This window comes from Limnobacter sp. 130 (assembly GCF_902506325.1).
Lineage (GTDB): Bacteria > Pseudomonadota > Gammaproteobacteria > Burkholderiales > Burkholderiaceae_B > Limnobacter.
Genome location: NZ_LR732330.1, coordinates 92,129 through 117,771, shown reverse-complemented (window position 1 = coordinate 117,771; position 25,643 = coordinate 92,129). Strand labels below are relative to the sequence as shown.

At 50.8% G+C, this 25,643-nt stretch carries 27 protein-coding genes; 7 read left to right on the top strand and 20 right to left on the bottom strand.

Annotation, left to right across the window (positions count from 1 at the left end):
- Positions 1-9: 9 nt before the first annotated feature.
- Positions 10-1,101 carry an iron-sulfur cluster carrier protein ApbC gene (gene apbC, locus FRIGORI9N_RS09555; protein ID WP_159570094.1) on the bottom strand — a complete coding sequence of 364 codons (1,092 nt, stop codon included), beginning with the start codon at positions 1,099-1,101 and terminating at the stop codon, positions 10-12.
- A gap of 250 nt (positions 1,102-1,351) precedes the next feature.
- Here apbC and FRIGORI9N_RS09550 point away from each other — a divergent pair, with 250 nt between their 5' ends.
- Positions 1,352-1,516 carry a rubredoxin gene (locus FRIGORI9N_RS09550; protein WP_040513190.1) on the top strand — a complete coding sequence of 55 codons (165 nt, stop codon included), beginning with the start codon at positions 1,352-1,354 and terminating at the stop codon, positions 1,514-1,516.
- 4 nt (positions 1,517-1,520) lie between these two features.
- Here the strand turns inward: FRIGORI9N_RS09550 and FRIGORI9N_RS09545 are convergent, their stop codons facing one another.
- The 3 genes from FRIGORI9N_RS09545 to FRIGORI9N_RS09535 all read right to left on the bottom strand — a co-directional run bounded on the left by FRIGORI9N_RS09545 (position 1,521) and on the right by FRIGORI9N_RS09535 (position 4,999).
- Positions 1,521-2,531, bottom strand: a complete 1,011-nt coding sequence (locus FRIGORI9N_RS09545) for a DUF2804 domain-containing protein (protein WP_159570092.1) — start codon at positions 2,529-2,531, stop codon at positions 1,521-1,523.
- An 85-nt stretch (positions 2,532-2,616) separates the two neighbouring features.
- Positions 2,617-3,648 (bottom strand): hypothetical protein, encoded by a 1,032-nt coding sequence (locus FRIGORI9N_RS09540; protein ID WP_159570090.1) that lies wholly within the window; start codon positions 3,646-3,648, stop codon positions 2,617-2,619.
- A gap of 88 nt (positions 3,649-3,736) precedes the next feature.
- Entirely contained in the window at positions 3,737-4,999 is a 1,263-nt protein-coding gene (locus tag FRIGORI9N_RS09535) for a DUF445 domain-containing protein (RefSeq protein ID WP_159570088.1), read from the bottom strand.
- A 186-nt stretch (positions 5,000-5,185) separates the two neighbouring features.
- On the opposite strand from FRIGORI9N_RS09535, the gene FRIGORI9N_RS09530 reads away from it, so the two are divergent.
- Complete coding sequence (locus FRIGORI9N_RS09530) at positions 5,186-6,427, top strand: DUF445 domain-containing protein (protein ID WP_159570086.1); 1,242 nt, start codon at positions 5,186-5,188, stop codon at positions 6,425-6,427.
- A gap of 66 nt (positions 6,428-6,493) precedes the next feature.
- Here the strand turns inward: FRIGORI9N_RS09530 and FRIGORI9N_RS09525 are convergent, their stop codons facing one another.
- Positions 6,494-7,438, bottom strand: a complete 945-nt coding sequence (locus FRIGORI9N_RS09525) for an alpha/beta fold hydrolase (protein WP_159570084.1) — start codon at positions 7,436-7,438, stop codon at positions 6,494-6,496.
- 204 nt (positions 7,439-7,642) lie between these two features.
- Here FRIGORI9N_RS09525 and FRIGORI9N_RS09520 point away from each other — a divergent pair, with 204 nt between their 5' ends.
- Positions 7,643-8,419 carry a ferredoxin--NADP reductase gene (locus FRIGORI9N_RS09520; protein ID WP_159570082.1) on the top strand — a complete coding sequence of 259 codons (777 nt, stop codon included), beginning with the start codon at positions 7,643-7,645 and terminating at the stop codon, positions 8,417-8,419.
- A 76-nt stretch (positions 8,420-8,495) separates the two neighbouring features.
- On the opposite strand, the gene FRIGORI9N_RS09515 is transcribed toward FRIGORI9N_RS09520, so the two are convergent.
- Positions 8,496-8,888, bottom strand: coding sequence for a carboxymuconolactone decarboxylase family protein (locus FRIGORI9N_RS09515; RefSeq protein ID WP_159570080.1), 393 nt, complete (start codon positions 8,886-8,888; stop codon positions 8,496-8,498).
- Positions 8,878-9,339: a hypothetical protein gene (locus FRIGORI9N_RS09510; protein WP_159570078.1), complete on the bottom strand. Its 462-nt coding sequence runs from the start codon at positions 9,337-9,339 to the stop codon at positions 8,878-8,880. The genes FRIGORI9N_RS09515 and FRIGORI9N_RS09510 overlap by 11 nt, the downstream gene beginning before the upstream one ends.
- A gap of 82 nt (positions 9,340-9,421) precedes the next feature.
- Here FRIGORI9N_RS09510 and FRIGORI9N_RS09505 point away from each other — a divergent pair, with 82 nt between their 5' ends.
- Entirely contained in the window at positions 9,422-9,721 is a 300-nt protein-coding gene (locus FRIGORI9N_RS09505) for a hypothetical protein (RefSeq protein ID WP_159570077.1), read from the top strand.
- 17 nt (positions 9,722-9,738) lie between these two features.
- Here the strand turns inward: FRIGORI9N_RS09505 and FRIGORI9N_RS09500 are convergent, their stop codons facing one another.
- Complete coding sequence (locus FRIGORI9N_RS09500; RefSeq protein WP_159570075.1) at positions 9,739-11,646, bottom strand: ATP-binding protein; 1,908 nt, start codon at positions 11,644-11,646, stop codon at positions 9,739-9,741.
- A gap of 23 nt (positions 11,647-11,669) precedes the next feature.
- Positions 11,670-12,374, bottom strand: coding sequence for a dienelactone hydrolase family protein (locus FRIGORI9N_RS09495; RefSeq protein WP_159570073.1), 705 nt, complete (start codon positions 12,372-12,374; stop codon positions 11,670-11,672).
- Positions 12,375-12,553: 179 nt separating this feature from the next.
- Between FRIGORI9N_RS09495 and FRIGORI9N_RS09490 the strand changes: the two genes are divergently transcribed.
- Together FRIGORI9N_RS09490 and FRIGORI9N_RS09485 are read left to right on the top strand one after the other, a co-directional pair.
- Positions 12,554-12,823, top strand: coding sequence for a hypothetical protein (locus tag FRIGORI9N_RS09490; RefSeq protein ID WP_159570071.1), 270 nt, complete (start codon positions 12,554-12,556; stop codon positions 12,821-12,823).
- A 17-nt stretch (positions 12,824-12,840) separates the two neighbouring features.
- On the top strand, positions 12,841-13,905 hold the full coding sequence (locus FRIGORI9N_RS09485) for an MBL fold metallo-hydrolase (RefSeq protein ID WP_159570070.1): 1,065 nt from the start codon (positions 12,841-12,843) through the stop codon (positions 13,903-13,905).
- Positions 13,906-13,947: 42 nt separating this feature from the next.
- On the opposite strand, the gene FRIGORI9N_RS09480 is transcribed toward FRIGORI9N_RS09485, so the two are convergent.
- From FRIGORI9N_RS09480 to asd, 8 genes are all read right to left on the bottom strand, one after another.
- A complete protein-coding gene (locus FRIGORI9N_RS09480; protein ID WP_159570068.1) occupies positions 13,948-14,361 on the bottom strand; it encodes a hypothetical protein in 414 nt (137 codons plus the stop codon).
- A gap of 226 nt (positions 14,362-14,587) precedes the next feature.
- Positions 14,588-16,003, bottom strand: a complete 1,416-nt coding sequence (locus FRIGORI9N_RS09475) for an AarF/ABC1/UbiB kinase family protein (protein WP_159570067.1) — start codon at positions 16,001-16,003, stop codon at positions 14,588-14,590.
- Between the two features lie 110 nt (positions 16,004-16,113).
- Positions 16,114-17,439, bottom strand: coding sequence for a DUF1329 domain-containing protein (locus FRIGORI9N_RS09470; protein WP_159570065.1), 1,326 nt, complete (start codon positions 17,437-17,439; stop codon positions 16,114-16,116).
- Positions 17,440-17,477: 38 nt separating this feature from the next.
- Entirely contained in the window at positions 17,478-18,350 is an 873-nt protein-coding gene (locus FRIGORI9N_RS09465; RefSeq protein ID WP_159570063.1) for a class I SAM-dependent methyltransferase, read from the bottom strand.
- 8 nt (positions 18,351-18,358) lie between these two features.
- Positions 18,359-18,739, bottom strand: coding sequence for a DUF2237 family protein (locus FRIGORI9N_RS09460; protein ID WP_159570061.1), 381 nt, complete (start codon positions 18,737-18,739; stop codon positions 18,359-18,361).
- A gap of 3 nt (positions 18,740-18,742) precedes the next feature.
- Positions 18,743-19,192 carry a hotdog fold thioesterase gene (locus FRIGORI9N_RS09455; RefSeq protein WP_159570059.1) on the bottom strand — a complete coding sequence of 150 codons (450 nt, stop codon included), beginning with the start codon at positions 19,190-19,192 and terminating at the stop codon, positions 18,743-18,745.
- A gap of 51 nt (positions 19,193-19,243) precedes the next feature.
- The gene (locus FRIGORI9N_RS09450; protein WP_159570057.1) at positions 19,244-19,987 is read right to left on the bottom strand and encodes a spermidine synthase; all 744 of its coding nucleotides are present in this window, start codon (positions 19,985-19,987) and stop codon (positions 19,244-19,246) included.
- 20 nt (positions 19,988-20,007) lie between these two features.
- Positions 20,008-20,880 carry an archaetidylserine decarboxylase gene (gene asd, locus FRIGORI9N_RS09445; RefSeq protein ID WP_236550856.1) on the bottom strand — a complete coding sequence of 291 codons (873 nt, stop codon included), beginning with the start codon at positions 20,878-20,880 and terminating at the stop codon, positions 20,008-20,010.
- Positions 20,881-20,942: 62 nt separating this feature from the next.
- Here asd and FRIGORI9N_RS09440 point away from each other — a divergent pair, with 62 nt between their 5' ends.
- Positions 20,943-22,616: an aminotransferase class III-fold pyridoxal phosphate-dependent enzyme gene (locus tag FRIGORI9N_RS09440; RefSeq protein ID WP_159570055.1), complete on the top strand. Its 1,674-nt coding sequence runs from the start codon at positions 20,943-20,945 to the stop codon at positions 22,614-22,616.
- Here FRIGORI9N_RS09440 and FRIGORI9N_RS09435 read toward each other — a convergent pair.
- The 3 genes from FRIGORI9N_RS09435 to FRIGORI9N_RS09425 form a co-directional block, all read right to left on the bottom strand.
- Positions 22,553-23,185: a hypothetical protein gene (locus tag FRIGORI9N_RS09435; protein ID WP_159570053.1), complete on the bottom strand. Its 633-nt coding sequence runs from the start codon at positions 23,183-23,185 to the stop codon at positions 22,553-22,555. The genes FRIGORI9N_RS09440 and FRIGORI9N_RS09435 overlap by 64 nt on opposite strands.
- A 433-nt stretch (positions 23,186-23,618) precedes the next feature.
- Entirely contained in the window at positions 23,619-24,806 is a 1,188-nt protein-coding gene (locus FRIGORI9N_RS09430) for an acyl-CoA dehydrogenase family protein (RefSeq protein WP_236550855.1), read from the bottom strand.
- 27 nt (positions 24,807-24,833) lie between these two features.
- Entirely contained in the window at positions 24,834-25,604 is a 771-nt protein-coding gene (locus FRIGORI9N_RS09425) for a 3-hydroxyacyl-CoA dehydrogenase (protein ID WP_159570051.1), read from the bottom strand.
- Positions 25,605-25,643 lie beyond the last annotated feature (39 nt).

Genomic DNA, 25,643 nt, shown 5'->3' with positions numbered 1-25,643 from the left:
AATTACAACTTAGGTGTTTTGCACCACAATCGACGGGAACTTCAAGGACATGTCTTTGGATTGCTCTGCAATGCGAATAGCCACTTTGCGTGCAATTTCCTTGTAAGTTTTTGCCAGATCGCCGTCGGGATCGGCCACCACCGTGGGTTTGCCCGAATCAGCTTGCATGCGAATTCGCATATCCAACGGCAAACCACCCAGGTAATGGATGTTGTAATCCTTGGCCATTTTCTGACCGCCACCTTCACCAAAAATATGCTCTTGGTGACCGCAGTTTGTGCACACGTGAATGGCCATGTTTTCGACCAATCCGAGAATGGGCACACCCACTTTCTCGAACATTTTCAGGCCTTTGCGGGCATCCAACAAAGCAATGTCTTGCGGAGTGGTCACAATGACTGCACCGGTCACGGGTACTTTCTGCGACAGGGTCAATTGAATGTCACCGGTACCTGGGGGCATGTCGACGATGAGGTAATCCAGGTCTTTCCAGTTGGTTTGCTTGAGCAGTTGCTCCAGCGCGCTTGTTACCATGGGCCCACGCCAAACCATTGGCGTGTCCTCATCAATCAGAAAACCAATTGACATGGCTTGAACGCCATGACCTTCCATGGGGTCGATAATTTGACCATCGTCAGACTGCGGGCGACCGGTAATACCCAGCATGGTTGGTTGTGAGGGGCCATAAATATCGGCGTCCAGCATGCCAACACGTGCACCCTCGGCCACCAGTGCCAGGGCCAGGTTGACTGCCGTGGTGCTTTTGCCCACGCCACCCTTGCCCGAGGCCACCGCAATGATGTTTTTTACATTGGGCATGGGCTTCAAGCCACGCTGTACCGCGTGGGTTTGAATTTTAATGGTCGCATTCACGCTCACGTTTTCCACGCCGGGAACCTGGGCGCGCACGGCTGCAATTGCCGCTTTGCGCAAACCATCTAGCTGGCTTTTACCGGGATAGCTCAACTCCAACTCAAAACTGACATCGCCACCGTCTACTTGAATGTTCTTGATCAGTTTGGCGCTGATGAAGTCTTTGTTCAAATTGGGGTCAATGACACTACGCAATGCATCGCGTACGGTGTCGGTACTCACTGACATACACACTCTCCTCGAATCTTGTCTGGTATGGTCTTTCTATATATAGGCGTGAGTCTAGCCTGTTTTTCACACAGCAGGCTTACACCCAATGGAAAGCCCAGCGTTCTAATGATTGTCGTTTACCCTAAAGCTATTAATTTTCTGGGCACTATCGTCAATTTCTATGACTTGAGCGTCACACCAACTTTTTTTGTGCACATCTTGATAGCATTGCGTCACAAAAAATTCAAATGTTGCTGGAGATCCTGAAATGAAAACTTATGTTTGTATCGTGTGTGGCTTGATTTATGACGAAGCCGCCGGCATGCCCTCGGAGGGTATTCCTGCTGGCACGCTGTGGGCAGATGTTCCAGCAGACTGGCTTTGCCCAGACTGCGGCGTTGCAAAAAGCGATTTTGAAATGGTCGAGGTATAAGCAATTACCATTTGGCGTAATGGTCCTCGCACCATCCACTCAAGCCATTCAATGAATACGTGGCACCTGTTTCTTTCAATGTAACGGTGCCATTGAATTCTCCAAAGCACTGATTGAACCGACTGGCCAGCACCAACAGGTTTCGATGGTCGTCAATGCTACCTTTGGGCGTAAATTGCAAATCGACTGCGCCACACTGTGAATACACACGCCAAGGCGCGTGAATATTGTCCCTGTCATACTCAAAAAGCACCAAAGGCAAATTATTCAATTGCCCATTCACCCAAAGCACATTCTCGTGCGCGCTGGTTTCGTTCACACCACGCGCCACATTCAGCGAAAGCAATGGCTGCCCAGGCGCCGCACGCCCGCTGGCACAGGCCCAGTTCCAGAACGTTTCGCGCCGAAGAAAGCCCGCTGTCCAATCGTGGTAACAACCGGCTTTTTCTGGATCGAGTGTGTAGTCAACACCATTCAAATGGACATGGCCTGTTATCGCCCCACCACTGTTTTTCTGGGCATAGGCAAAGCCTGTGTTGGCAATGGGCGTATTCAGGGCAAGGGTTTCTGATTCCTTGCAATCAATCGACAAATGGCCGTGAAAGGTATCGCCAAACCTGAAATTCAGTTCGCGAGAAGTTTCCGTGCGCACAGCCAATACTTGATGATTTTTCTTGAACGGATGGGTCCAGCTGCTTTGCCCAATCGGCTTGTAATCACTTTGAAAACCAAAGTCCAAAGGCAGATCGAACTGGATCCGATGCAAGCCTGTTGCAGTGTGCAGGTATGCAAAAGTTGAATTCAACATACCCAAGCGAACCATGCCACACCCGAAGGTGAAACCATCACCCAGCGCGCCATGGAAATCAAAGTGCTTGAACAGGAAACGGCGTTGCCAGGCCATTCGTTTTGCGCCCATGGCATTGCGTGCATCGTAGTGCTGCCAGTTGATACAACCCGGCAAATTGGACAGACGCCCCCAAGTTGGCACGCCTTTGGCATTAATCAGATCCATAAACAAAATCGGGCAAGTTAGACTTGCCCGATTCTGTCACGTTTTGCCTCCCGCTAGAAAGGCGAATTCACTGCAAAGCTTTTAATTAAACTGGCAAACCACCACCAATTGCATCGGTAATGATGGCTGGGTCCAGCATGCTGGTAATCGGTGCCAAGGGCGAATCTGCTGCCATGCCAAGCAAGGGGTCGAGCGCAGCATCCAAAGGCGTGCCGGTTGTACCACCACTGTCACCGCCGCCTGCACCACCAGCTGCATCGGCCAATGGGCCAAGTACCGCGTCCAAAGGTGTGCCTGTGGGGCCGTCTGTTTCACTGCCGCCTGAACCACCTGCTGCATCGGCCAATGGGCCAAGTACTGCATCCAACGGTGTGCCAGTGGGGCCGTCTGTTTCACCGCCGCCTGAGCCACCCAGTGCATCGCCAAGCATTCCCAGGCCGTCTGCCAAAGGCTCGGATACAGCGGCCAAGGGCGTGGCTGCCAATGCATCAAGTACCGGATCCACTACAGCATCCAAAGGCGTGCCGGTTGTGCCACCGGTGTCGTCGCCACCGTCTGTGCCGCCGTCTGTACCACCGTCACCGTTGTCGCCATCGCTATCACCAACAGTTCCACCACCAGTGGAATTGGTCGGGCCTGAACCTTCGTCATCGCTGGAAGAAGCCAACAAACCAAGACCTACAGCGCCAGCGCCCACTGCCGCGGCGGTGCCGCCCAAAGAGCCTCCGGCCAACAAACCGCCTCCGAACAAACCAAACATGCCGCCTTCAGCACCCGCCTGGTTTACACCTTGCAATTCGACAAGTTCAGCAAAATCAGGATCCAGATTTGCAATGGTTACGCCATCGTCAGACAGCGCCTCAAAAACAAGGGCAGTTTGTCCATTCTTTAATGTGGTATCGGCAATCACGCTACCGGTGGGAGCCACCAGCAAATTGCCAATTGGCTCGCCATAGCTGTTGGACAACATGATGGATGCACGCCCGGAATCGCTGGCCGTGATCACATCGCCAGCCTTGATCGAATCACCAGCTGCCAATGAACGGGTCTCTCCATCACGCATAATGCTGACAGGGCCTTCCAACTCATTGACCGAACCAATTACCTGTGTGGACATGTCGCCTCCAAAATTTTTAAGTGTGAGTGTTGTCGAATTTGTAAGTAATACTCTGACAACGTCGAGGCGGATTCAAAACCAGGTTTATTTACAGCAGAACCACCAATACTGCCGCCAACAAGGCGCCCCAAAACCCACCGATCAAAGGCATCATCCACTCGTATCTGGAAAATACCGGTCGCAAGGCTTTCTCGAATTCCATGGCAGGTAAACCCGAGAGCCTCTCAACAATCACTTCTTCAATTCTCAAGACATCGTTTAAGTAAACCCGGGCAGCCATCAAATGGGCTTCCAGTTTGCTTGCAAATATTTTTGCGGCATCCCGCTTGATGGCAACCCACTGCTCTGCCCCCAGAATGCTTACCAGCAAAGGTTTTATCCCACTGGATTCCAGATCCATGACACGCTGCACATGGTAATCAATCAGCGATGACAAATTTTTTGCATTGGGCCCCCGGCAAAGTGACAACACAATGTTTTCTGTGGTCAACACCTCGCGTGCTGCAGTTTGCGCAAACAATTCAGAGATGTGTTTTTGGTCGCGAAAAAAGAAACCAGTGAACTTGCCCAAACGAATGGTGCCGTGATCCGGATGAAAAAAAAGACTCTCCAGCGCAAGCTCATTGGCCAGCGCACCGAGCACAATACCCACCAAGATCAGCCAATACCATTGAATATTGAACAGCGAAATTCCCGCCAGCAAAAGGCCAACCACCAAACCGGCCACCAGCGAGAAGCGGATCAGGTAAGCCATGGGGTCTTTGCCCGCGCTTTTAAACAGATCAACCACCAAATAGGGCCTGCTGGTGACCACGTCCAGCACCAGTGTTTTCAGGCTGAGGTAATAGGCAGGTTTCTTTTGTAAATCCAGAATGATTTGCTTGGCCACTTCAGGCACGATGCCGCGAATTCTGAAAATAATGGAATTCTGCAAAAAGCTGGGCAGGCTTTCCCACAACGTGGGTTTGTGCTTTAGCATCACCTCGCGACAAGCCAGGTCGGCCGTCTCTTGCATGGGTGGAGTCAGGCGATCAGACATGCCCTGCGCGGGAATACGTTTGATCATTTCGTCCAAAGGCAACAGTTTGTGCGTCATCAGGCGCACAGCAATTTCAGCCATGACCGACTTCTGGTGCGGCACAAGCCCCTGCCAGCCCAAACCTTCAAGACCCAACTGGTGGAGTCCAAGCGTTCTGAACAGCGGAATGCGCCAACCTTTGAATTCTTTGGGATTGAACATCAACCAAAGTGCGGCTGCCTGAAAAAACCAGGCCAAAAAGAGCCCGGTGGCTGCCATGGCAAAAAAAATCGCCCAGAGCGGCAAGCCAAAATCGAGAAAGGGAAAATCCAAAACGATCATCCTGAAGTAATTATTAAAATAATTGATCTAATTTCAATCCACTGTAGGACATCCATAGATCGTTATACTGACGAACGAGACAAGACAGATTAGAGAAAGCCGTCCAAAAAATATATCGACGACTATATATCTTTATACTTTACCAACAAAAAATAAGATTCTAAGGGGACGCCTTTCATGGATTGGGCAACTATTTACGCTGACATTCAGCAGAACTACCTCTTTTACCTTTCAATCCCTGTAGTTGCAGCCATTCTTGGTTACGTCACCAAAATCGCCGCGGTCAAAATGATGTTCTACCCCATGAAGTTTGTGGGCATCCGGCCATTCTTCGGGTGGCAAGGCATTGTGCCGCGCAATGCGCTGCGCATGGCATCCATTGCAGTCGACACCATCACCACCAAATTGGTATCAGTCCATGAAGTGGTTTCCAAACTGGATTCCGAGCGTTTGGGCAAAGAGCTGGAAGGCCCTGCAATGGAGGTCATCGAGACCATCATTCGCGAGGTAATGTCCAAACATCAGCCTCGACTTTGGGAAAGTCTGCCGAACTTTGCACAGAAAAAACTGATTGACCGTGTCAAGAAGGATGTTCCGGGTGTTATCAGCAGTGTGATGGAAGACATCAAGGGCAATATTGATCAAATCATTGACTTGAAGGCTTTGGTCATTCGTATCCTGATGAAAGACAAACACCTTCTGAACCGAATCTTCCAGGAAGTGGGTCGTGAAGAATTCAAGTTCTTCGGTGTATCGGGCTTGTACTTCGGCTTCATGATTGGTGTGGTTCAAATGGTGCTTTGGGTACTGCTGAAAGAGCCATGGATTTTGCCCGTGTTCGGTTTTCTGGTTGGCTTTATTTCCGACTGGATCGCGCTGAATATTCTGTTTGAACCCAAAAAGCCGATTCCGTTTGGTTCGTACACCATTCAAGGCCTGTTCCTGAAACGCCAGCAAAAAGTAGCGGCTGATTACGCGAAAATCATCGCACGCGATATTTTGACGCCTCAAACAATCATTGGTGAAATGGTTGCGGGCCCACTCTCGGAGCGTGTCCAGAAAATGGTTGATGAACGTGTGCGCGAGATGGTGGACAGCAAGGCCAGTATCGTGAAGCCTTTTGTGGTGATGGCCGTGGGCGCAGAGTCTTTCCAGCGCATGAAACAAGACACCTCTGAAATGTTGATGGCGCGCTTGGCCGATGTGATCATGCACGCTGAATCCTATGTACAAACCTCACTGGACATTGAAAACGTGGTGGGCAAAAAGATGCAGGCCATGACACCACTTGAATTTGAAGGGTTGCTGCGCCCTGTGTTCAAGCAGGAGGAATGGATTTTGATCATGACAGGTGCCATTTTGGGTGGCCTTGTGGGTGAAGGCCAACTAATGGCGATGATCAAGATGGGCATTATTTAAACCCTGCGCATGTTGAAACAAAAAACCCGGCAATGCCGGGTTTTTTTATGGGCTCACAGGCCTGAATCAGACCTGCACCCTGGCTTTGGCCAAGCCCGGATTTTCTCGGCCGGTTTCCGCAAATTCAACAAACTCAGACACACAATTGGCCACCCACTCGGAATGACTTTGCACAACCCAGTGCTGTGCATCGATATCCCTGCGCCAGACATTGTGGGCGTAGGGATAACAAGACTCTACCAAGGCTGTGGTTACAAATTTGTCATTGGTGGGCACCAGCAATTGCACAGGTACCTCGGTTTGGCGCAAACGTGGATTACTGATGCGTGGCAGCATGTTGGCGCGGTACAGGTTAATACCATTCACGCCATCTTTACGCTGTGTCGGGTTGGCATCATGTTCAACGCCTTCCATTTTTTTCACAATACCCGGCCAGGCCTTGTCCAAACCCAGTTTCCAGGCGGTAGGTGCCAGGAATGGCAACTGAAAGGCATACACATACCAGGAATGCATCAACTGCCCCATGACATTGCCCAAAGCTTTGCGATTGCTGGCAGTAAAGCTATTGCGCATCCACATCCCGATGTGGTCAAGACACGGACCGGAAATACTGGTGTAGCTCGCGATTCGGGACTTCAATCGATGGTCAGTCACACTTTCCCAGGTTTGAATGGAGCCCCAATCGTGAGCAACCAGGTGCACGGGCTGCGTCGGGCACACTGCCCGCATAACAGCCTGCAAATCTTCAGACAACTTGTTCAGTGAATAATCCCACATCCAGCCCGGTTCAGTTGATTTGCCACAACCACGCACATCGTAGGTCACCACATGAAAATGGTGCTTCAGAATATCCACAACAGGATCCCAAACGGTGCTGGAATCGGGGTAGCCATGCACCAGAATAATGGTGGGGTTGTGGGGCTCGCCATGGCTGGTCACAGCCAGTGCCACGTCGCTTGAATGCACAACCATTTGACTTGTCTGCCGCTGCTTTTCGTTTGTCTCTGTCATGGGTGTTGCCCTTATTGGATGTTGTTGTGGTGTACTTTCGACTCCACTTTATAACCCCCATTGAAGCCGTATTCTTTCGCACGGGTTAGAGGTGCAACTCCAAATAAGCAAATAACTAAAAAATAGAATGACTTACAGCGTTTTTTGATGCAGTGCGTTATTATTGGGCCGTTCGAAAAATTTACGAGAATTAAAGTCGCAACCATGTCAAACCTGATTCAAGAACAAGTCACAGAAGTCCACCACTGGAACGATACCCTTTTCAGCTTCAAAACAACTCGAAGCCCGGGGCTGCGCTTTCACAACGGCCACTTCGTGATGATCGGCCTGGAAGTCGAAGGCAAGCCACTGCTGCGCGCTTACAGCATTGCCAGTGCCAACTACGAAGAGCATCTTGAGTTTTTCAGCATCAAGGTACCCGACGGCAAGCTGACCTCGCGGCTACAGCATTTGAAAGTGGGCGACTCGGTTCTGGTTGGGAAAAAGCCCACAGGCACACTGATTCTCGACGATTTGAAGCCTGGCAAAAACCTGTTCATGTTTGGCACAGGTACTGGCCTGGCTCCGTTCATGAGCCTGATCAAAGATCCCGACGTGTATGAGCGCTTTGAGAAAGTCATTCTGGTTCATGGCGTGCGGTATGTGAATGAGCTGGCCTACGGCGAATTCATTACCGAAGAGTTGCCCAACAACGAGTTTTTCGGCGACATGGTGCGCGATAAATTGATTTATTACCCCACGGTTACCCGTGAAGAGTTCCGGAATGTGGGGCGTATTACAACATTGATGGAAAATGGTGAGCTGTGTAATGATGTTGGCTTGCCGCCCCTGAATCCCGAAACTGATCGAGCCATGATCTGCGGAAGCCCGAGCATGCTGGCTGACATTCGCGGTATTCTGGATGCGAAAGGTTTTGTGGTTTCACCCGGTGTGGGCGAACCTGGTGACTACGTGTTCGAACGCGCATTCGTCGAAAAGTAATTTGCAACTTGTACATGTAAAAAAACCGGCTTGGGCACACACCCACAGCCGGTTTTTTTATTAAGAAGCACAAAAATCACTTCTCGGCTTCAAGCTCTTCGAGCAAGGCCTTTGCATGGCGCATGCTGTCCATGGCCGCCGGGAAACCGCAATACACACTGGCGTGAATTATCAATTCGCGTAACTCATTGGGAGTCACACCATTGTTGATTGCCCCGCGCATGTGAAGCTTTAATTCATTGGGGCGATTCAGGGCGATCAACATGGACACTGTCGCGATACTGCGAATTTTGGGTTCAAGCCCTTCCCGAGGCCACACCGTGCCCCAGGCATGAGCGGTCACGATGTCCTGCAAGGGCGCCGCAAAATCATCCGGATTTGACACGGCCTTGGCCACATAATCTGCGCCAAGTACTTTGGCTCGCATCGCTTTGCCGGTGTCGTAATTGGCTGGCTTGTTACTTGCCATACTTCTCCCCCAGTTTTTCAATGAAACGATCAAGCAATCCATCGAACATGGTTTTGATAAAACCTGGCGTAGCAGCTTTCAGCAGCATAGGCACTTTAATGTCGCGCAATTGCCCATTAATCTCGATTTCGATGTCCACTTGCTTGCCATTCGGTTTGAACTGGAAAGCGCCAGAAAGACTGGCATTGCCAATGCCTTCTTTGGCTTTGAAACTCAGGCGCCCGTTGGCCTTGTCCACTTCGTAGGTGGCTGCATAATGAACAGCATGAGACACACCCATGGCGCCAATTGGCTTGAGCTTCCACTCAAAGGTGTTGGGTCCAAGCTTGGTCAGACTTTCCAATTTCGGAAAAATTGAAATCAAAGGTTCAATGGACTCAAGATCGACCAAAACCGCATCGTAATTCAAGGCCACTGTGGCGGTTTTATCCAGTGAAAGCTTGCTGTCCATGTCAAATTCTCCTCAGGTTTTAGGCCCTGCCCCCTGTGCTGGAGTACACTGGCCGAAATAATAATCAGGTTAAATAATACTCATGAGTAACATACCAGCAGATCCCTTGCTGCGGATCAAAAAGCTATCAGATTCACTCGAAAATAATGAATTTGAAAACACCACCGCACTTATTTTTGCGTTTCGACAAGAGAAAGACCTGTTACGCGATTTACCTGCAGTATTTGAAGGTGCACTTGAAAGCATTCTGGAGCGCCTGGAGAGCACCGCCATGTTTGGCGGAGAAAGTTGCTCGTTCAGTCAAAGTGATCTGCTGGCGGCACTCACTATTTGGCTGGAAAAAGCAAAGTCTTATCTCGAAAAACAACTGGGCATTGTTTAAGCAAGGTCTGGTGCTTTTCAGGCTGTCTTCTTCTTGGCGGCAATCTCTTCAATCAACTTGTCCAGTTTCTCAAAAGAAACTGGCTTGGTCATGTGCAAATTCATTCCGGCTTGTGTCGACATGGCAATGCTTTTGTCGTCCGACAAACCCGAGAGAGCGCAAATATAGCTGTGCTTTGAGGCTGCATTCTCGGAACCGCGAATAACTTTGGTTGCCTGGTGACCGTCCAGATCGGGCATGTCAATGTCCATCAACACCAAGTCGAAACATTGTTTCTCGCACAACTCCACTGCAGGCAAACCGCCCGTGGCTTGCACCACTTGGTGCCCTCTTTTCCCAAGGTAACGATCAAGAAGCCTGATATTCATGGGGTGATCATCTACCACCAAAATATTCAATGCCCGTGAAGGCAATTGCACTGCCTTGTCAGACTTGGTCTGAGTCAATGCCGAGGCCAGTGGCAAATTCAAGCTCACTGTGAACACAGAGCCCACCCCAGGTTCAGAGCTGACATCAATACGCCCCCCCATCAACTCCACAAGCCCTTTACAAATGGCAAGACCCAAACCGGTGCCACCATACTGGCGATTAATTTCCCGACTGGCTTGGCTAAAACGCTGAAACAGTTTTTGCAAGCTGGACTGGCTCATGCCAATACCGCTGTCAGCCACCTCAATAAATACTTCAACCCGACCTTGGCTGGGCGGTGAGGTCAATAAACGTATCGTCACATAGCCGGTGTCTGTAAATTTCAAGGCATTGGACACCAGGTTTTGTACTACCTGTCTTAACCTGTTCGCATCGCCGTGAAGAAAACATGGCCCCTCAGACTCGTTCACCAGAGAGAATTCAAGATTCTTTTTCAGGGCAAGGTTTCGATTCAGCGAATACACCTGCCTGACCATGGCTTCCAGGTCGAATGGAGATTGATCAAGCTTCAATCCATTGGCTTGGATGCGGGAGTATTCCAGCACATCGCTTAAAATCAAGTGCAGGTTGGTGGCCGAGCTGGAAATATTACGTACATCACCCCTTAACTCGGGGTCATCCAGTTGCTCCTCGAGCAATTTGGAAAAACCGATGATTGAATTCAATGGCGTGCGCAATTCATGGCTGATTGTTGCCAAAAACTCGGATTTGGCGCGGTCAGCACTTTCAGCTTGCTCTTTGGCCAACACCAAATCGCTTACATCCAGGCAAACTGCATACATACTGACACCCGGTGCTTTTGCTTCGCGCTGCAATGTCAGTTGGAAATATTGTGGATCTACCCCGCTTCTGCGAACGGTTGCGAACACAAGCGATTCACGGTTTGGAAAGGCTTCCGGGCGAGACAATACGGTTTTGAATGCTGAATGGTATTTTGAATCAATGTGCTTAAGCACTGTAGTCCAGTCAGCAATGAACTCAGCTCGGCTGAGGGAAAAAAAACGCTCAATGGAACTGTCGACATTTTCCACCCGCACACGCCCTTGATCGCTTACGCTGAACTCCACCACAAATCCGTTCAAGCAGTTTTCGACACTTAATAAACGGCGCTTTTCTTCTTCAAACCCGGCCAGCAGCATGCTTTGTTGCTGACCTAACCTGTGCACCGTATTCACCAGTGTTTCGAAAAAATCTTTTCCGGCCAGATAGTCGGGTGCTGGATCCTGACCAACAAGGTTTAACAGGCTTTCTTTGGCCTGAAAGCTCAACCATGCACGGGTCAGCACGCTGCCCGCCACATAAGAAACCAAGACGACAACAAGCAACAACAAAAGCTGCCCAAACCAGGCCAAATCGCCCAACTGTGTCCAAAACACAATTGAACCAATGACACCAACAGCAAAGAGCAAACACAACAAAGGGTGGTTGCTCCATGAGTCGTCAATCGCTTCTGAGACAATCTTGCTCAGGGAGGCACTGGCCGGGGATGCTTTCAAGAATGTTGCCTTTGGAAAATGGCTTAGGCCGAAATGGTTCGGGACAAAAACTCAAGCGAACGGCCTCTGGCCAATGCGGCTGCTTTTTGTTGGTACATGGGGCGCCCCCAACAATTAAAACCATGATCAACATTCGGGTAGGTGTGAATTTCCACGCCACGATTGGACTCAAACGCAGCCTTGATTTGAGCGACTGCATCCATTGGAATAAATCCGTCCTTTTCGGCAAAGTGCATCAGCATCGGGACCTTGGCTTGCGGCGCGCGATCAAGCGCGGTATGGATACCGCCTCCGTAGTAGCAAACACTTGCATCTACGGCTCCAGGTGTTGTGCCCACCAGGTAAGACAACATGCCACCCATGCAATAACCAAGACTGGCCACTTTACCTTCAACCTCATCCCGAGCCTTCAAGGCTTCGGCAGCGGCACATAAATCTTCAACCGCTTTGGGAAAGTCCATGCCCTGCATCAGCCCGAACCCTTTCTTGAAACCGGCATCGTCATAACCAATATCTAGACCAGGTTCCTGGCGCCAAAAAACATCGGGGGCTAGAACCACAAAACCATCGCTTGCGTATTGGTCGGCCACCTCACGAATGTGTTGATTCACACCAAATATTTCTTGTATCAACAATATACCAGGGCCTTTGCCCGTAGGGGGAAGTGACAGGTAAGCGCCAAACTGGCCGCCATCTTTGGCATTGATCGAGATTCGTTGGGACTGCATATAGCTCCTCTCTGTATGGATGAAACAAGCGAATTCGAATTGTAGCGCCTGCATTTGTCCGCGTGAGTGTGACGAGACTACAAAAAACCACAGAAGTTAAAAAATACTGTACACAGTTACAGTGTTTATTGTACAGTTGTTTTCAGAGCGACACCTAAATAGCGATAGGAGTAATCAAGATGAGTATCAAGCGATTTGCCTTGTTTTTTATTGTGTGGGTGCTGGGTTGCGCATTTGTACTCGAACCTGCATTCATTGCGCCCCTGTTTGAAACCAGCAGCACCCTTGAACTTGCCTTCGCCGGAAACCCTGCTCAATTGGGCGGGCTTGAATTGAACACAAACAGCAGCACTGCGGTAGAATCACTGGACCATTTCAGAGTACTTTGTTTGCTCTACTTCGGCTTGCCTGTTGCGGTGTACCTTGCAACACAGTGGAAGGAACTCTAATTCATCCGTGTTGAACCATGAAGTATGTTGTAGCTGGCGCTTTTAGTTTGATTGCAGGTTTCTTGATTCAGGGTTGTGCTGCTTCCAATCCTTATTTTGACTTCAACAAACCGCACCACAGGCCAGATGGCTTTGTGAACTCGGATGGCACCATTGTCTCGAAACCCATGTCAGATTTACTGCGCTGGTATCGTGAACGATTCGGAAAAGACTTGCCCCCGCCTCCTGGCGAGTTCATCGCCAGCTACGCCGACTTTCCCCAAAAAAAATTCGACAAAAGCCAACTTGCCCAATACTCAGAAACCACAGCCACCTGGCTTGGACACGCAACTGTAATGGTGCGTACCAATGGTTTTACCATGCTGACCGACCCCCACTTTTCGATTCGCGCATTTCCGGTGCAATGGGCGGGTCCGTCCCGCAAGGTTCAGTCACCAAGCCGTGTTGAAAACCTGCCAAAAATTGATGCGGTCGTGATTAGTCACAGCCATTACGATCATTTGGACCACAACACCGTGGTGAAATTGGCCAAACAACAGCCAGACACCCTATTCCTTGTGCCATTGGGACTTGAGCCACTCCTCACAAGCTGGGGTGTTGCAAAGGTCAAGGAAATGGATTGGTGGGAAACCCACACCATGGGACAAAACAAAATTACGTTCGTACCTGCCTACCACTGGTCTGCACGCACGCTAACGGATCGAAACAAATCCCTGTGGGGCGGTTGGACATTGAAAAGCCCAGACTTGAACTTCTACTTCTCGGGCGACACGGGTTACAGCAAAGACTTCGAAGAAATCGGCAAACGCCTGGGGCCGTTTGATTTCAGCGCGATTGCCGTGGGCGCCTATGAACCACGCTGGTTTATGAAAGCCCAACACATCAACCCCGACGAAGCAGTACAAATTCACAAAGATGTACGTTCAGCAAAATCCATGGGCATACATTGGGGTACGTTCGAGTTGACCGATGAACCGCTGGATCAACCCATCGGCGACTTGAAGCTTGCACTTGAAAAACAAGCGGTTGAACCCAGCGACTTTCAGTTGCTGGGGCATGGCGACACCATTAATTTGCGGTAGTTTTGGCTGCAAATACAAAATGACTTAGATTGTCTGTCTAGGTCAAATCAGTTTATTGAATTGAGGCATGCAGTGGCGCACCAAGGTCATGGTGAGCAAATCGTTCAGTTGATCGTCCGTGGCTTTGTCAGATAAAAAATGCAATCCAGCAAACGAGGCCCAGGTAGATTCAGACACCCTGAATGGTGTGTCCTGGATGATCAGGATTTGTGTTCCTGCTGCGTACATGTCCAGCAAAGTACTTTGAATCAAGGCACTTGAACGCTGAAAGCTGGCGCGAACCACCACCAGACCTGCGCTGAGATTGTATGCAGCCAAGGCCAACTCCTTGCCAGTTTGACGCGGCAGTACTTCATGCTGACCCCATACTTTCTGGGCGAACGCACAAATTTTGTCCAACAACTGTTTGTTGGGCTCCAGTACCACCACTCCGATTGAATCTTGCGCTGTTGACATCTTGTTCGCCTTTTTTGTCTAGGACAACTTTGGTCATTTGACCACAAGCCGATAGGCAGGGCAATGCAAATTACTCTATATGCTCAATAAAGATAATTAATATGCAGTGCAGTAACCATTAACGCACATTTAGAGCATGTAAAGACGCAAAGGTTCCTGCCGTTTGATGTGAAAACGGCTTTTTGATTGACAATTCCGGACAAAGGAAAGTCGCCTAAGTTTTGACCTAGTTCAAAGCGAGGTGAGGCTTGAGTAGCTCATGCAAACGGAGTTCGGCCCGCAAGGTTTTCAGGGTGACCAAGACACCGCCGATGCGACGGTGCAGAAATATGATTTCCTGGGGTGGAATCTTGAAGTGCTTGGACATCATTTTCAATGCCGCTGTTTGTCCCACGCGGGCGGGCAAATCCGTGTCACCAAAACGATAGGCACCGCCGGGGGTGTATAGCCTGTCGGGCACCATGGGATCGAATGGTTTGCGAAACGGTTCAACAATCAATTCGGTCAAATCGCCAAACCCTTCCAGAAAGGATTGAGGTGTGTTGGCGTCCATCAAGCCGATGTCCAGAACACCTCGTGCCACCTCTTGCCTGTCGGCCTGAAGGGACCCGCGCACAATTCGCCCGTAATTTGCAACAAACGAGGTATCAAAGGGCCTGGTTGCGCCAAAGTCGAGTGTCACAATTTGATCATTTTCGCCATTGGGATCGATGCGAACCCGATAGTTTCCAAAGTGAGGGTCTGTTTGAACCAGCTTCCAGTCAAAAAACTCGGTAACAAACAATTCGGCAAAGCTTTTCGCCAGTGCATTTCTGCGACTTTGCGACAAGGCCTGCACTTCTTTGGAAGACACTGAAAACCCGGGCTCGTAACGCGTGGTCAGCACGCGTTGGGCACAAAACTCGGGATAAACCTTGGGCACGATAAAGCGCGAATCACCTTGCAGCCTGTCGTGAAAGATTTCAGTAAATTCCCGTTCTTGTACATAGTCACATTCACGAACCAGCATGTCCCGCAATTCATTGAACACGTCGGTCAAATCAAGCGCCTTTGGCGCAAGGCGTGTGGCTGAGATCAGCCGGGACAAAGTGCGTATGTCAGTGTCGATGGCGTTGGCTACACCTGGGTATTGAATTTTGACCACGACCTGCTCACCCGTGGCTTTGATAGTCGCCAAGTGCGCTTGCCCCAAAGAGGCTGCCGCAATGGGTTTACGCTGGATATCGAGCTTTGCGATGGTCTTCTCGCCCAAAGCATCAATTAGCTGAGGCTCAACAAATGACCAACTGACTGCAGGCGTGTTGTCCTGAAGTGTCGCGAGAACTTCGACCGCCTCCTCTGGCAAAAAATATTGTCCATACAGAGAAAGCATTTGCCCTGCCTTCATTACGCTGCCTTTCAACCGCCCCAGCTCGTCGGCCAACTCTTTGGCCTGAGCTCTGTAAAAATTACGGTTGGCTTCGTCTTTGGATTCACCGCGACGGAACAGATTTCGTACCGTGTGCCCGGCAATTTTGGCACCCGCACCAACACCCATGCGAGTCAAGGCAACATTGCGCTCAAAGGCACCGGTTTTGATGCGGTCCATGGTGCTGTCTTCAGCACTACCTTCTGAGTTGTCGGGTTTGTCCTGCTCGGCCATGCTGCGAAAAGTCCTTGCGAATACAAAATGAGTTGGGCGACATTGTAGTGGCTGGCCGCCCTGAGCAGATGAAAAAGCACTCTAAATCCCGAGTGCAATATCCCTTAAAGTCAGCGCATCAACTTGCGCAATGCAGCAGGCGTGAAATCGCCAGGTCTTACGGAAACATTGAATTCCGTGGCGGGCTCTTCATTCTGTAATGCGCCGAACACAGACTTGCGCGCATTCAGATCATGCTGAACCTCGCCAGAGGTGTACAAACCTGGCGCGTCATAAGCCTGCATCAGGTACAACATTTTGACGCGCCACAGCTCGCCTTTCGTGTCGTACTGGTCCATCAAGGCCACGTACCAGCTGTCTTCATCGACATACATGGTGCGCTTTGAGTAAATGTGTTCAGAACCAGGCTTCAGTGTGCCTTCGATCACCCAAACGCGATGCAACTCAAACCGGGTCAACTCAGACTTCAAAAAAGCATCGTTGAGCATGTTGTCGTACTTCAGGCTTTTGTCACTGAGCTTGTAGTTGTTGTACGGAATGTACATTTCACGCTTGCCCAGCAGCTTCCAGTCAAACCGTTCAGGCGAACCGTTGAAACCGTAAATGTCGTCAACAGTGCGCAAGGCGTCTGTATTGCCTGCCGGGGCTGCATGCACCAATTCAGGTGCGCGCAATACCCGCCGCTGGCCAGAATTCACAATCCATGCATTGCGGGTGTCATCTTTGAAATTCAAGGTGTCGAGCACCAACAGGGCTTCACCCGATTGTGCCGAAGGCTTTGTGGATTCACCGATAAGCGCGAACAGCAAGGTGCTGCCCGCTTTGCCAATTGAAGGCGCCCACGCAATGGTTTGGCTGCTGGCAAAAGTTACTGGCCTGCTGCCGTTGCCGGCAACAAAACCGGCGGTGTGCGACCTTAAAGTTTGCGCTGGGCGGCGCAGCAAGGTGTTCCAAACGGCTTCCAATCCATTTTTAGGCTGCGGAAATGGCACGCTGGTGGATTGAACACCTTCCACAGCCAAGCCGTCATGCGCCAACTTGACTTTGCCAGCTTCCATCTTGATGCTCGTCATCATCTCTGGTGAAAAAGCGGCAGTGCGGTGTGTTTTATAAACAGGAATGCTGTAGTTCGGGTAGCGTTTAATCAACGCAATTTGCCCGGCAGGCAAAAACTTTTCGTGCTGGGCCAAATTACTTTGATTCACCACGAATAAAGGCTTTTCACCCGCAAATGGATCGATGTAACCGTTCTTGGGATCAAACCCGGCGGGAGGCTTTGTCAAACCACCGGTCCACTCGGGGATCGTGCCAGCCGCATTGCCGGCGATTTCGGCACCCAAGGCATTTGTTGAACCTGTTTGAGCCATGGCACTTGTGCTGCCCATGATCACGAACACCGCCGAGGCTACAACACCTCGCAATATGTGGAAATTCATCTTGTCTCCTGCTTGTTGCTCTGCTTTTTCTTGTCAAGCTACTTTACAGCACTGGCAGGGCGCGCAAACAAGACACGACAAAAGTCTGCACCTTTGCCTGTGCAAGCAGGCACTTGTTCTGCAAAATCGCTGGGTGTTAACACCTGGCAGGCCATACCGAGATTTTCCATGGCCAATTGCAAATGCCCGGCTGTCTCAAAATGCAGGTGCACTTTGCCGCGCACAAAAATACCAAGCCCGCTTACAAAGGCCTGGGCCAAGGGGTCTGAATTTTGAGCCTGCATGTGGATATCGGACAGGTAAGTACCGTGCGCAAACTGCGTCAAGGTGTGAGAAATTCGCGACCACAGGTTCAACACCGAGTCTTTGTCGAAATAGTTCAGTAACCCTTCGGTAATCACCACCAGCCCCTTGGCGGTGTCTAGCTGCATGGCCAAACCATCCAGGCTGTGTGCACCCTCTTCAGCAAAAGCATCCACCACTTTGACATGGTGATTGGGGCAGGCACGCAACCGGGTCGCCAGCAGTTTTTTCTTCTGCGCCACCATGCCGGGCAGGTCAGCTTCAATGTAAGTGATTCTGTCGCCGTAACGTTCAACAAACCGACTGCCACGGGGTGACAAGCCCGCTGCGATCTCGATGATTTGGGTTGCTTTGCCAGACTCAATCAATTCGGTCAGATGGTGATCAATTAAATCGTGACGGGCCAGCAGAAAATCTTCCAGTGTCGGGCCTCCGAAACTGCGGGACACAAACATGGAAGGTGCCAACGCCATGTGCAAGGCGCTGGCAGGCATGGATTTCAATTCCGGAATGGATCGACCTGTGGTTTGCCAAACCTGCCCCGTGTACAGCGCAGTGGGGCTGATACGGGCTGCGGACAGCCACTGCGAGGCAAGCTTTTTAACCATAAGGTCCTTTACAGAATTGAGTGTTCAAGCAAGGTTTCCAAGGGCACAACATCAAGCGCTGTTTGATTGGTACCCTCAAGGTATACGGGTGGTGCAACACCCGCCTCGTAGGCCTCAAGCCAGCGAACGGCACACACGCACCAGCGGTCACCCGGCTTTAGGCCTGCAAAGCGATACTGTGGCATGGGGCTGATCAGGTCGTTGCCCATGCGCAACTGAAATTCCAGAAATTCTTGGGTGACTTTGGCACACACCACGTGGCGGCCCAAATCATTGGGGCCGGTGCTGCAACAGCCATCTCGCATAAAACCAGTAAGGGGTGCGTAGGAACAGGCAAGCAAGGGCCCACCGAGGACGTTTTTATCTTGTTTCACAGTGACTTTCGACATGAATTATTTTGAACCGGGAACAGGCACTACAGCCATGGTGAGTCGGGAAATGCAACTCAGTTTTCCTGAGTCATCATGCAGTTCAATATTCCACACCTGAGAACTTTTACCGGCATGCCACAACTTGGCGGTGCCCGTTACTTTGCCACTTCTAACGCCACGCAAATGGTTGGCGTTGACTTCCTGCCCGACACAATAAAATTTGCTGTTGTCGACCAGCAAATTGGCACCGATGCTTCCCAGTGTTTCTGCCAACACCACATTGGCGCCGCCATGTACCAAACCAAACGGCTGGAATGTGCGGGCATCGGCTGGCATGGTGCCGCGAATAAAATCGTGACCTACTTCGGTAATTTCAATGCCCAGTGCTTCGCACGCGGTGTTCTTGCACATGGCATTCATGTTGTCCAAATTTGGCGTGGAAAACCAGATGGAATGTTGATCTTTTTGCATGGCTGCGACGTCTCTATAAATTTAATTTGTGTCCTATTTTAGGCGTGCAATTTAAACTTTTGGACAGGCTTCGATTAGTTTGGCCACTGTATTAGACAAATTTAGGGCAGTTTCTTCTTTTAAGCGCTGGCAATTGGCATACAAATCGGCCTCGGTCGCTGAAAAACCAGCGCCCACATGGGCCAATGCAATCACATTGCCGCTGGCGCAGGGTGCCAAGGCCACAGCATTTCCATCGAATGCATCCAGCAATCGCTGTTTGCTTTGCGCCGAATCCTTTTGGTTGCTCAATAAATTGGCCACCAGGTAACCCTGCTCGCTCAGCAAGGCTTTGCAATTCAAATAAAAGGCTGTGGAATTCAAAGGCCCTACTTTGGCTTTTCCATCGAAGCCATCCACCATGATCAAATCGAATTGACGCGCGCTGCTTGCCACCGATTTCGCCATGTAGTCAGCACCACAACTGACCTCAACATGAAAACCTGGGGAAAACGGAGGCAGCTTGAAATGCATTTGCGCAGCGGCCACCACGGCGTGTGATATTTCAATCACTGTAATTTTGGCATTGGGCCGGTGTTTGTGCAAAAACTTGGGCAAGGCTCCCACCCCCAAGCCAACAAACAAGGCATTTCTAGGCCATTGTGAATCTGGATTCAACAAAAGCGGCGCCATCATTTCCCGGGTGTACTCAAGTTCAAGCGCATAGGGCCTTGCAATGCGCATTGCACCCTGCACCCAGTCACTGCCGAAATGAAGTTGGCGAACGCCCTTTTCTTCGCTGATCAATATGTCCATAGGGCGCAAGAATAACTGAATTATTCAAACAAGGCTTGCCCCATGAACAATCGGCTTCCTTCTTGCAAACCAGATGCAATATTCCAGCTTGGTGGCACCAACAGAACAATTGTTGAGCCATGCTCAAACCACCCCAATTCCTCACCTTTGTGAATAGGTGTGTGCGTGCGCACCCGTTGTGGCCCACGGTCATTTTGATTGAATACGCGCCCGGTGCAGTGCAGGCGTATACCTGCTACCAGAATGGCCGCCACCGGCACAATGGCGAAGGGTTCGCCTTGCGCTGTTTTGCCGCTCAGCACAGCACGCTCGTTTTTGCAGAACAGTTTCTCGACGCGCTTCAGCGCCGCAGGGTTCACATTCCAGGTGTCACCGTGAATATAGTCCACCTGCTCCACCACGCCATCGATTGGCGAATGCATGCGGTGATACATGCTGGCAGTGATGCGAATGGTGAGGTATCGGTGCCCGTGAAATTTCATGGCCATGTCGGGGTCTACCAACAGCTCCTCCATGGCATACGGAAAACCTTTCACCTGTAGAAGACTGCCGTTTTCCACCAAACCATGCACCCCCAAAATACCGTCACAGGGGCTGGTGCCTTTGGCCTGCAAGTCGACCGGTCGCATGCCGGGTTTTAGCGCACGCGTGAAACAATCATGAATGGAATTGAATTGCTGCTTTTGCGCTTCGTGCAAGCTTAAATCTGCAAACTGATGCCACAACCACAAAGCTGGCTGGGCGAACCAAGGGTGTTTGATTTTGCTGATCTTGCCCATGAGCCAAGAACTGAACAAACGCGGAATTCGGTTGGTCAACAAAAAGTTGACACTTTCCTGCAAGCGAATGCGGGACGCTTGAAATGAAGAATGCGCCTGTGAGTTTTTTTGCAATTTAATCAGCCTGTCACCGAGATGGCGTACAACCTTACCTGTTGTATTTGACAGAAATGTGTATGAACCTTGACAGCCTGACTTTGTTAATCGGCGCCAGCGCCGGCGCTTACCTGGTATTGAAAGCACATCGCCGCCTTCAGTTGTCCCGTGCAAAACACCCGGGATTGAGCGGCCACGTGCGCATGGCCAAGCGCGTATCGAAATTGATACCGCATTACACCCTGGAAGGCGATTCGTTTTTTAGTTGCGATGAAGCCAGCGACTTGATTGTTGAGAAACGCCGAAAAGGTTTTCAGGGTTTGTCAGCCCGGCTGCTTGCACGTGCCCCACAGGGCAAACGCTTGCTGGAACAGGCGATCAGCAGTATTTCAGATGCCCAGTTTACCCACAAGTACCGTGTTCCTTTTCAGTTTAGAAACATGGTGAACGAGAACCTGTTGCCTGCGCTTTTTCTCAGCAAATCAGAAGGGGTTTATGTGTGGGACATCGACGGCAACGAGTACATCGATGTAACCGGCGCCTACGGCACCAACTTGCTGGGCTATGACACCTACAAAGGTTTTATTCGACAAGCCGCCACAGACATGGATTCGCTTGGACCTGTGCTTGGCCCCTACCACCCGGTGGTACTGGACAACACACGCCGAATTTTGGCCTTGGCCGGGCAAGATGAAATTTCATACCACATGAGCGGTACCGAGGCTGTGATGCAGGCGGTGCGCCTTGCCCAATACCACACGGGCCGCCAGCGCATTGTGCGTTTTGCAGGTGCTTACCACGGTTGGTGGGGTGATGTTCAGCCCGGCATTGGCAACCCGGTGAGCGCGAACCGCACACTGACTTTGCAGGAAATGAGCCAGCGCACCCTGCATGTGTTGGCTACACGAAAAGACATCGCTTGCGTGCTTGTCAACCCGCTGCAAGCCTTGCACCCAAACACCAATGCGCCCGGTGATTCGGCTTTGATCAGCAGTGGCCGAAAAGCAGGCTACGACAAAGAAGCCTACACACAATGGTTAAAGCAGCTGCGGCAAGTGTGCACGGAAAACGGCATTGTGTTGATACTGGATGAAGTGTTCTTGGGATTCCGCCTGGCCAAGGGCGGTGCGCAAGACTATTTCGGCGTGCGGGCCGACATGGTGACCTATGGCAAAACACTCGGTGGTGGTTTGCCCGTGGGCGTGCTGTGTGGCAAGGCTGAACTGATGAAGCGCTACCGCGCGAACAAACCTGCAGACATTTGCTTCGCTCGTGGCACTTTCAATTCACACCCCTACGTGATGCAAACCATGAACCTGTTTCTCAAGCACATTGACGGGGTTGAGGTAGAGCGCATGTATCAGAATGTGGATACCACCTGGAATACGCGCAGAGCGACGCTGAACAAACGACTTGTTGATCTTGAATTGCCGGTTGAAGTACAAAACATGACATCGATTTTCACGATTCTGTACAACAAGCCATCGCGCTTTAACTGGATGTTTCAGTTCTACCTGCTACAAGCGGGAGTAATGCTTAGCTGGGTCGGATCAGGACGGATGATTTTCAGCCACAACTACACCGATGAAGACTTTGACGTGCTGTGTGATCGCTTTATTCAGGCGGCCCGCTGCATGCAGGCCGATGGCTGGTGGGACACCAGCGAGGCCTGCAACAGCAACAAGAAAATTCAGCGGCGAGTACTCAAAGAGACTTGGCGTGCCTTGACATCGTCCATGGGATCAATCAACTGACCCTTCAACAAATAGAAAGGTGATTTGTAGTAAATTTTTACGTCATGGAATGGGTCAGTGATAATTTTCAGGGCCCAAACCAAACCTGTTTCAATGTCCCGAATAAAAAACAGGTGAATGGTTCTGAACACCAAACCACCAAGACCCAACCACAACCACGACTCACCCACGCTGCGCACAAAGCTTGCAGTGTCGGCACCTGTTGGTGGCAAGCCGAAAGTGGACGGACTAAACCAGATCAGCACTGGCAATGCCCCCCAAATGCTGAGCAAAATGATTTTGCGGCGCAGGTTGTAACCCACTTTGATGTCTTCTTTGTGATCGTGGGTGGCATCGTTCACATAATCGTAAGTTTTGGGTTCGAAAAAGAAGTGACCGATCTGGCGACTGGTCATGGCCACCAGCCATGCTACCAAGGCAGCTGACACGGGGTCGATGAACAGCAGTACATAACCAAACAGGAATGAGAGTGCACTGAGCAAGTGCAGGCTTTGGTTGATGCGGCTGTGGTGATAATAGCGGTGGTCGTCCCAACGCTGTTCGTGCAAAGTCTCGAAGATTTTTTTCATGTAGGCAACAAAAGGAAGTGTTGAAAAAGTACTAACTTCCCTTTATGCCAGTGTGATGTTGCCGTTTTGTGTCCAATCATCGCAATTGCTTAATCAGCGCGTACTTCATCGCTGCCGATTGCGCGATAAGACAGTGACAGATTGGCCGGTCGGTGAATGATTACGCACGCCCCGGTGGCTGGTGGTGTTAGGTGACCTGCTGCTGTCTATGCGTCAGCCAACTCGGCAGTGGGTTTGCCTGTTCCGAACTTCAAGAAAACCGCCCCGGTTTGGATTCATTCGCTGCGTTTGGCGACTAGCCAACACCGAGGCTCGGCCATGTCTTTTGCCGAGCTCGGTGAGCAAAAATGAATTCAAAAAGGGATCAAGCGGTTTTCAGTGAGGAATCGGGCAACCCCGCCGAGCTGGTTGAAGCACCGGCAATGCCGCCGATTTACCGCCCCAACTCACCTCTCGCAATCACTTCTTTCATGATCTCGGAGGTACCTGCATAAATAGTCTGCACCCGCGCATCTGTAAAGAATCGGGAAATCGGGTATTCCTCGGTGTAGCCATACCCACCAAACAGCTGAAGGCACTCATGTGTCAACTTCACCTGCAACTCTGTCGACATCAATTTCAGAATTGATGCTTCTTCAGTCGTCATGGCACCCAACTTGAACCGCGCTTCACACTGCTTCAAATAAGCTTTGGTCAATTCAAGCTGTGCGCGCAGTTCGGCCATTTTGAACCGGGTGTTTTGAAACTGCGCAACCGTGCTGCCGAAGGCCTTGCGCTGAGTGACGTAGTCTGCCGTAATCGCCATGGCACCTTCACAGGCACCCACCGCTTGTGAACCCAAGCCCAGGCGCTCGCGCGGCAATTCCTGCATCAGGTAAATGAAACCTTTGTTTTCTTCGCCCAGCAAGGCGTTGGCAGGCACGCGCAGGTTGTCAAAAAACAGCTCGGCCGTGTCGTTGGAATGCTGGCCCATTTTCTTGATGCCCTTGCCTTTCTTGAAACCCGGCAAGGTGCTGTCCACCAAAAACAGACTGATGCCCTTTGCGCCTTTGGTGGTGTCTGTTTTCGCAGCCAATACGATCAAGCCACAATGCAGGCCGTTGGTAATGAAAGTTTTTGAGCCATTGATGACCCACTCGTCACCATCACGAACTGCGTTGGTGCGCATGCCAGCAAGGTCGCTGCCGGCACCGGGTTCGGTCATGCCGATTGAACCCACCACTTCGCCAGTGACCATGCGGGGCAACCACTGCGCTTTTTGTTCAGCCGAGCCCAGGTTGTTGATGTATGGCATCACAATATTGGCGTGCACGTTCAGTGCAGTGCTCAGCGAATGCAGGTTCAAACGACATGTTTCTTCAAGAATCATCAGGGCGACTTCGAATGGAGCACCCGCAGCACCAAACTCGTCGGGCATGTCTGGCCCAAGCATGCCGGCAGCGCCCAGCATTAGCCAGGTTTCTTTGGGCATCCAGCCGTCTTTTTCCCATTGGTCGTAATGCGGAATCACTTCCTTTTCAAGGCAGCGCAAAAGCATGTCCCGAAACAAAGTGATGTCCTCATTTTCAGCAATTTTTGATTGATCCGCTGATTGCCCGATTAATTGGTCCATTGAGCCCATGATGATTCCTTTCTTGAATTGCTTCTGTTACTTCGCCTGCATACGGATACTGCCATCGATGCGGATGGTTTCACCGTTCAGGTAATTGTTCTCAACAATGCTGACACACAGGTGTCCATATTCCGCAGGTGCACCAAAACGCTTGGGGTTTTGAACCATGGCGATCAGGGGCTGACGGTATTCTTCAGAAACGCCCTGCATCATGGGTGTGTCGAAAATACCGGGGGCAATGGTCATGACACGAATGCCATAACGACCCAGATCGCGTGCCATGGGCAATGTCATGCCGACCACGCCACCTTTACTGGCCGAGTAAGCTGCCTGACCGGTTTGACCATCAAATGCAGCAACCGAGGCGGTGTTGATGATCACACCACGTTGGCCATCTTCATCGGGCGTGTTCTTGGCCATGGCTTCAGCCGCGAGGCTTGAAATATTGAAGCTACCGATCAAGTTGATGTTGATTGTTTTTGCAAAAGCTTCCAGCGGCAAGGCCTTGCTGTCGCGGTCCAGTGTTTTGCCAGCCGTGCCCACACCTGCACAGTTCACTGCAATGTGGATCGCACCGAAGGCAGCCAAAGTTGCATCAATACCAGCACGCGCGGAGGCAGCATCGGCCACGTTCACTTTCTGGAAAATTACCTTGCCGGGGTGCGCGGCTTCAGCGGCTTTGCCCGCATCTTCGTTCATGTCGAACACTGCAACCTTGGCACCCGCTGCAACAAACTGCTCTACAGTGGCCAAACCCAAACCAGACGCACCGCCGGTGACCACAGCCACCAAATTATTCAAATTCATTCAAAAGTCTCCTGACTGACTGTTTTTATGGGGTAGAAA

What these genes read in the sequence shown, in the direction of transcription:
- FRIGORI9N_RS09430 (WP_236550855.1), bottom strand. Translation starts at nt 24,806, where the DNA reads ATGGGCTCAATGGACCAATTAATCGGGCAATCAGCGGATCAATCAAAA.
- FRIGORI9N_RS09515 (WP_159570080.1), bottom strand. Translation starts at nt 8,888, where the DNA reads ATGGCAAGTAACAAGCCAGCCAATTACGACACCGGCAAAGCGATGCGA.
- FRIGORI9N_RS09470 (WP_159570065.1), bottom strand. Translation starts at nt 17,439, where the DNA reads ATGAATTTCCACATATTGCGAGGTGTTGTAGCCTCGGCGGTGTTCGTG.
- FRIGORI9N_RS09530 (WP_159570086.1), top strand. Translation starts at nt 5,186, where the DNA reads ATGGATTGGGCAACTATTTACGCTGACATTCAGCAGAACTACCTCTTT.
- FRIGORI9N_RS09440 (WP_159570055.1), top strand. Translation starts at nt 20,943, where the DNA reads ATGAACCTTGACAGCCTGACTTTGTTAATCGGCGCCAGCGCCGGCGCT.
- FRIGORI9N_RS09505 (WP_159570077.1), top strand. Translation starts at nt 9,422, where the DNA reads ATGAGTAACATACCAGCAGATCCCTTGCTGCGGATCAAAAAGCTATCA.
- FRIGORI9N_RS09525 (WP_159570084.1), bottom strand. Translation starts at nt 7,438, where the DNA reads ATGACAGAGACAAACGAAAAGCAGCGGCAGACAAGTCAAATGGTTGTG.
- FRIGORI9N_RS09485 (WP_159570070.1), top strand. Translation starts at nt 12,841, where the DNA reads ATGAAGTATGTTGTAGCTGGCGCTTTTAGTTTGATTGCAGGTTTCTTG.
- FRIGORI9N_RS09490 (WP_159570071.1), top strand. Translation starts at nt 12,554, where the DNA reads ATGAGTATCAAGCGATTTGCCTTGTTTTTTATTGTGTGGGTGCTGGGT.
- FRIGORI9N_RS09540 (WP_159570090.1), bottom strand. Translation starts at nt 3,648, where the DNA reads ATGTCCACACAGGTAATTGGTTCGGTCAATGAGTTGGAAGGCCCTGTC.
- FRIGORI9N_RS09510 (WP_159570078.1), bottom strand. Translation starts at nt 9,339, where the DNA reads ATGGACAGCAAGCTTTCACTGGATAAAACCGCCACAGTGGCCTTGAAT.
- FRIGORI9N_RS09460 (WP_159570061.1), bottom strand. Translation starts at nt 18,739, where the DNA reads ATGTCGAAAGTCACTGTGAAACAAGATAAAAACGTCCTCGGTGGGCCC.
- FRIGORI9N_RS09480 (WP_159570068.1), bottom strand. Translation starts at nt 14,361, where the DNA reads ATGTCAACAGCGCAAGATTCAATCGGAGTGGTGGTACTGGAGCCCAAC.
- FRIGORI9N_RS09475 (WP_159570067.1), bottom strand. Translation starts at nt 16,003, where the DNA reads ATGGCCGAGCAGGACAAACCCGACAACTCAGAAGGTAGTGCTGAAGAC.
- FRIGORI9N_RS09425 (WP_159570051.1), bottom strand. Translation starts at nt 25,604, where the DNA reads ATGAATTTGAATAATTTGGTGGCTGTGGTCACCGGCGGTGCGTCTGGT.
- FRIGORI9N_RS09465 (WP_159570063.1), bottom strand. Translation starts at nt 18,350, where the DNA reads ATGGTTAAAAAGCTTGCCTCGCAGTGGCTGTCCGCAGCCCGTATCAGC.
- FRIGORI9N_RS09495 (WP_159570073.1), bottom strand. Translation starts at nt 12,374, where the DNA reads ATGCAGTCCCAACGAATCTCGATCAATGCCAAAGATGGCGGCCAGTTT.
- FRIGORI9N_RS09455 (WP_159570059.1), bottom strand. Translation starts at nt 19,192, where the DNA reads ATGCAAAAAGATCAACATTCCATCTGGTTTTCCACGCCAAATTTGGAC.
- FRIGORI9N_RS09520 (WP_159570082.1), top strand. Translation starts at nt 7,643, where the DNA reads ATGTCAAACCTGATTCAAGAACAAGTCACAGAAGTCCACCACTGGAAC.
- FRIGORI9N_RS09435 (WP_159570053.1), bottom strand. Translation starts at nt 23,185, where the DNA reads ATGAAAAAAATCTTCGAGACTTTGCACGAACAGCGTTGGGACGACCAC.
- FRIGORI9N_RS09550 (WP_040513190.1), top strand. Translation starts at nt 1,352, where the DNA reads ATGAAAACTTATGTTTGTATCGTGTGTGGCTTGATTTATGACGAAGCC.
- FRIGORI9N_RS09545 (WP_159570092.1), bottom strand. Translation starts at nt 2,531, where the DNA reads ATGGATCTGATTAATGCCAAAGGCGTGCCAACTTGGGGGCGTCTGTCC.
- FRIGORI9N_RS09450 (WP_159570057.1), bottom strand. Translation starts at nt 19,987, where the DNA reads ATGGACATATTGATCAGCGAAGAAAAGGGCGTTCGCCAACTTCATTTC.
- apbC (WP_159570094.1), bottom strand. Translation starts at nt 1,101, where the DNA reads ATGTCAGTGAGTACCGACACCGTACGCGATGCATTGCGTAGTGTCATT.